Here is a 4446-nt window from a genome sequence, read left to right as displayed (position 1 = left end):
AGGCGGGGACGATCCGCCGCGACCTCGACGCGACGCAACTCCTGTATGCCGCAGCGAACCTCTGCCACTCCGCGGGGTCGGAGGAGCAGAGTCAGGTCCTGGTCGGGCTGCTCGTGGACGGTCTCCGCTACCGCGCAACGGCCGGGACCCGCCCCTGACGCACCCTCGGTCGGTCACATCCCGGCGTGGTCGAAGGCGATGGTCGGCACGTCGACGACGTGCGAACCGCCGTCCGCGACGATCACGGCACCGGTGATGTAAGACGACTCCCCTGACCCGAGGAAGCGCACAACCGAGGCGATCTCGGAGGGGCGCGCCGGGCGACGCAGCGGCACGTCGGCCGTGACGGTCGCATACGCCTCCTCACGGGAACCGAGCCCCGCGTGCGAGGCGAACTCGTCCATCTCGTCGTCGGCCATGGGCGTCTGCACCCAGCCGGGGCAGATCGCGTTCACCCGCACGCCGTGCCGGCCGTAGTCACGTGCCAACGTGCGGGTCAGACCGATCAGCGCATGCTTGCCCACCGTGTACCCGGCCACCGACGGGCCGGCGAACAGACCGGCGAGCGAGGAGACGATCACGATCTGCCCCTTCGCCTCGATCAGCGCAGGAAGGGCCTCGCGCGCCATCGTGAACGCCGTCGTGAGGTTCGCGCGGATCGCCGCCTCCCAGCTCGCATCGTCGGTGTCGCCGACCGGGGAGAACCCGTGGCCGCCGGCATTCGCGACGAGCACATCGATGCGACCGAAGCGCGCCAGCACCTCGGCGACAGCGGCCTGGGCCGACGCGGTGTCCGCGGCATCCGCGATGACGGGCACCGCACCCACCGCCCGCTCCACCTCGTGCAGCGGCTCCGCTCGCCGACCCACCACCACGACGTGGGCCCCCTCTGCCGCGTAGCGCTCGGCGATGGCCGCGCCGATGCCCGTGCCGCCTCCGGTGATGACGACGACGCGCCCTGAGACGCTCGATCCGACCGTGATTCCCATGTCTTCTCCTGTGTGGTGTTCGCTCGATGCGCGTGCGCGCGGTGGTCTGGTCCGATGCGTCCGTATCAGGCGGGGAATCCCGAGCGGGCGGTGTAGCCGAAGTCGCTGATCAGCGTGGTGCCGTTCACCGCCGCGGCGTGAGGCGACAGCAGGTAGGCCACGTGGGCGGCCACCTCGTCCGCGGTCTGCACGGGGAACCCGGGATCGTCCAGAGCGGCCTCACCCAGATCGCCGCGACTCATCGGTGTGTCGACGATCGACGGGGCGATCGAGTTCACGCGGATCCCGGTGCCGAGGAGATCGACGGACAGCGCGCGGCCGAACTGGACGACCGCGGCCTTCGACGCGCAGTAGGGGACCATCCCTGGTGACGCGACGAGGGCCGAGTCGCTCGCGAGGAGGACGATGGATCCCCGATCCGCGATCCGCAGCGCGGGGAGCGCGTGCTTGAGCACCAGGAAGGGCCCTGTCACGTTGACGGCGAGCACGGTGTTCCACGCAGCGAGGTCGGTGTCCTCGATCGACGAGCCGACCGGGCCGGAGATGCCTGCGCAGCACACCACGTGATCCACCCCACCGAGACCGTCGACCGCCCTGAGCACGCCGGCGCGCACCTGCTCTTCATCCGTCACGTCGGCGAGGACGAGAACCGCCTCCGCCGCTTCCGGAACAGCGTCCCGCACGAGCGCAGCGGTGCCCTCCAGAGCGGCGCTGTCGCGGTCGAGCAACGCCACCCGCATCCCCTCCTGCGCGAGCGCGCGGGCCGTGGCGCGCCCGATGCCGCTCCCGGCACCCGTGATCAGGGCCGTCCTGTCGTGCAGCTGCAGATCCATCTGTCCCTCGCAGGCCGTCCCTGCACCGGTGGTGCGGGAGAGGACGGCGGTGTCATCACGGTCATCCTGCTCCCCTGTTCCCGGCCGTTCGAAGGTTCGGGAGGAGGCTGTGCACGCTGGCACCATCGTCTTTCCCTCAGGGTCAAGCGCGTCGTCGACAGCACGAGCAGACTCGCTCTATCGACGATTCCCCTCGTCGTCGATGCCGTGTCCGCACGGCCGTCACCCAGCAAAGGAGCCGACGTGGCAGACCCGACATCCGCGTCCACGACGCATACGCACACCTCTCTCCGACCCGGAGCCCTCGGCGTCGCCGGGATCGTCTTCCTCGTCCTCGCCGCCGTCGCCCCGCTCACGGGCATCGTGGTGGTGGCCTCGCTCGCCATCGCGCTGGGCAACGGCGGTGGCACGCCCATGTCGTTCTTCCTGGTCGCGGCGATCCTGCTGCTGTTCGCGATCGGCTACGCCCAGATGTCGAAGCAGCTCGTGAACGCCGGAGGCTTCTACGCGTTCGTGGTGAAGGGCCTCGGTCGCACCGGTGGCCTCATCGCGGGTCTGATCGCCACCCTCGGCTACAACTTCTTCGTCGTCGGAACGATCGGCACCAGCGGCTTCTTCATGCAGACGATCATCCGCGACCTCACCGGCCTCGACGTGCACTGGCTCGTCTGGGGTCTGCTGTCCATCGTCGTCTGCTTCGTGCTGGCCCGGGTGGGTGTCGACTTCAGCTCGAAGATCCTGGGGGTCTGCCTCGTGCTCGAGGTGCTGATGCTCGTGGTGTTCGACATCTCCGTGCTCGTGCAGACGGGCTACGACGTGGCGGCGTTCAGCCCCGAGGCCGTGTTCTCCGGGTCGCTGCCCATCGGCCTGCTGCTGGCGGCGACCGGCTTCCTCGGCTTCGAGGCGACGGCGCTGTTCAGCGAGGAGGCCAAGCAGCCGCTGCGCACCATCCCGCGGGCGACCTACACCTCGATCATCGCGATCGGCGTGATCCTCGGTGTCACCACCTGGGCCGTCGTGAGCGCGACCGGTGTGGCGCAGGCCCAGGCCACCGCGCTCGAGCACCTGCCAACGGGCGACCTCATCTTCTCGCTGTCGCAGCAGTACCTGGGCGGCCCGCTCACGACCGTGATGATGATCCTGCTCCTGGTGAGCCTGTTCGCCGCCATGCTCGCCTTCCACAACTCGGCGACGCGCTACCTGTACTCGCTGGGGCGGGCCAGGATCCTCCCGCAGGCCCTCGCCCGCACGCGTGCCAACGGCGCGCCGCAGCTGGCCGGGATCGTGCAGGCCGGCTTCGCCGCGGTCGTCGCGGTGATCTTCGCCATCGCGGGAGCGGACCCGATCGTCACGCTCGTCCCCGCCATGCTCGGCTTCGGCACCCTGAGCGTGCTGATCCTGCAGGGACTCGCCGCGATCTCGATCGTCGTCTACTTCCGCCGCCGCCAGGACCCGCGCTGGTGGAGCACGTTCATCGCCCCCGGCATCGGCTTCCTCGGCATCGCGGCCATCTCCGTCCTCGCCGTCGTGAACTTCAACATCGTCGCCGGGTCGGAGGAGCTCGCCATCCGGCTGATGCCGCTGCTGCTGGTGGTCGCCCTGATCGGCGGCATCGGCTACGGGGCCTACCTGAAGCGCGCCAGACCGGCCGTCTACGAAGGCCTCGCCACCGACCTGGAGCAGTTCAGCGACCGCTGACTCCCCCAGACCATCCATCGAAGGAGATCGCATGACCACTCTGAATCCCGCTGACACCTCGACCTGGCTGCCCCTGGAGGGACTGGCACCCGGCTTCGACGCCAACAAGGCCCCGCACTCGACCGCGCTGAGCGGCACCGAGGTCACCGTCGTCGACGGTCGCGGCACCCGCATCGTGCATCGCTTCGCCGACTCGACCGTCTCGTGGGAGTACCAGCCGGGAGCGGAGGACGACACCGAGGCCGCGGCGGACACCGACGACTACGAGGCCTTCGAGGTCGACGAACAGCTCTACTTCGTGCAGTTCCACCACCGCTACCTGCCGCACGAGGCCGTCTCGCTCGTCCTCGACCTGCGACAGGGCCGCGCTCTGGCCGTGATCTCCGAGATCCTGCCGGCACCGGAGCAGGGCCGCACCCGCGTGCAGCACCATTTCGCCCCCGGGGCGATCGAGGGCATCGAGCAGAGCGGCGAGGAGGCCGCTCCCACGACGACCCTCATCGGTCGCAGGGTCGAGTGGGTGTACAGCGAAGAGCACGCGTACGAACACGTCTACCTGTCGTCGCACTGGTACTCGTGGCAGTGCCTCGCGGGACCGGAACGCGGCCTCGCCGACACGGATGAGAACAGCGTGTGGCAGATCCGCCCCGGCATCTACGTGTTCGCCTGGCGCGAGAAGGTCATCCCCTGCGCATCCGTGACGATCGCCGACCACCGCGACGTGAACGCGATCCGCTCCCACGGCGTGCTGTTCGGCCTCGACGAGAGCGGGGAGGTGCCGACGCACTTCACGTTCGGCGCCCACGGACGACTGCTCTCCACGACGCTGCACGCGCCGGAGCTCGAGCCCGCGACCTTCGGAGCCGTCTGACATGACCGACGTCGCCGACCTCATCGTCACCGGTTCCGCGATCCGCACGGCCGAC

General features: G+C 69.6%; 4 protein-coding genes. 2 read left to right on the top strand and 2 right to left on the bottom strand.

All coding sequences use genetic code 11. The features are described from left to right. Positions 1–173: 173 nt before the first annotated feature. Complete coding sequence (locus tag DSP71_RS14525; protein WP_045262180.1) at positions 174–989, bottom strand: SDR family NAD(P)-dependent oxidoreductase; 816 nt, start codon at positions 987–989, stop codon at positions 174–176. A 65-nt stretch (positions 990–1054) separates the two neighbouring features. After that, positions 1055–1822 carry an SDR family NAD(P)-dependent oxidoreductase gene (locus DSP71_RS14520; protein ID WP_058632504.1) on the bottom strand — a complete coding sequence of 256 codons (768 nt, stop codon included), beginning with the start codon at positions 1820–1822 and terminating at the stop codon, positions 1055–1057. A 243-nt stretch (positions 1823–2065) separates the two neighbouring features. On the opposite strand from DSP71_RS14520, the gene DSP71_RS14515 reads away from it, so the two are divergent. Continuing rightward, a complete protein-coding gene (locus tag DSP71_RS14515) occupies positions 2066–3520 on the top strand; it encodes an APC family permease (RefSeq protein WP_046748886.1) in 1455 nt (484 codons plus the stop codon). A gap of 31 nt (positions 3521–3551) precedes the next feature. After that, a complete protein-coding gene (locus DSP71_RS14510) occupies positions 3552–4391 on the top strand; it encodes a molybdenum cofactor biosynthesis F family protein (RefSeq protein WP_113681441.1) in 840 nt (279 codons plus the stop codon). Positions 4392–4446 lie beyond the last annotated feature (55 nt).

Origin of the sequence: Microbacterium sp. H6, assembly GCF_003314775.1 — a bacterium.
Taxonomy (GTDB): domain Bacteria; phylum Actinomycetota; class Actinomycetes; order Actinomycetales; family Microbacteriaceae; genus Microbacterium; species Microbacterium oxydans.
The sequence above is the reverse complement of the archived record's forward strand: the minus strand, read 5'-3'. Positions and strand labels throughout refer to the sequence as shown.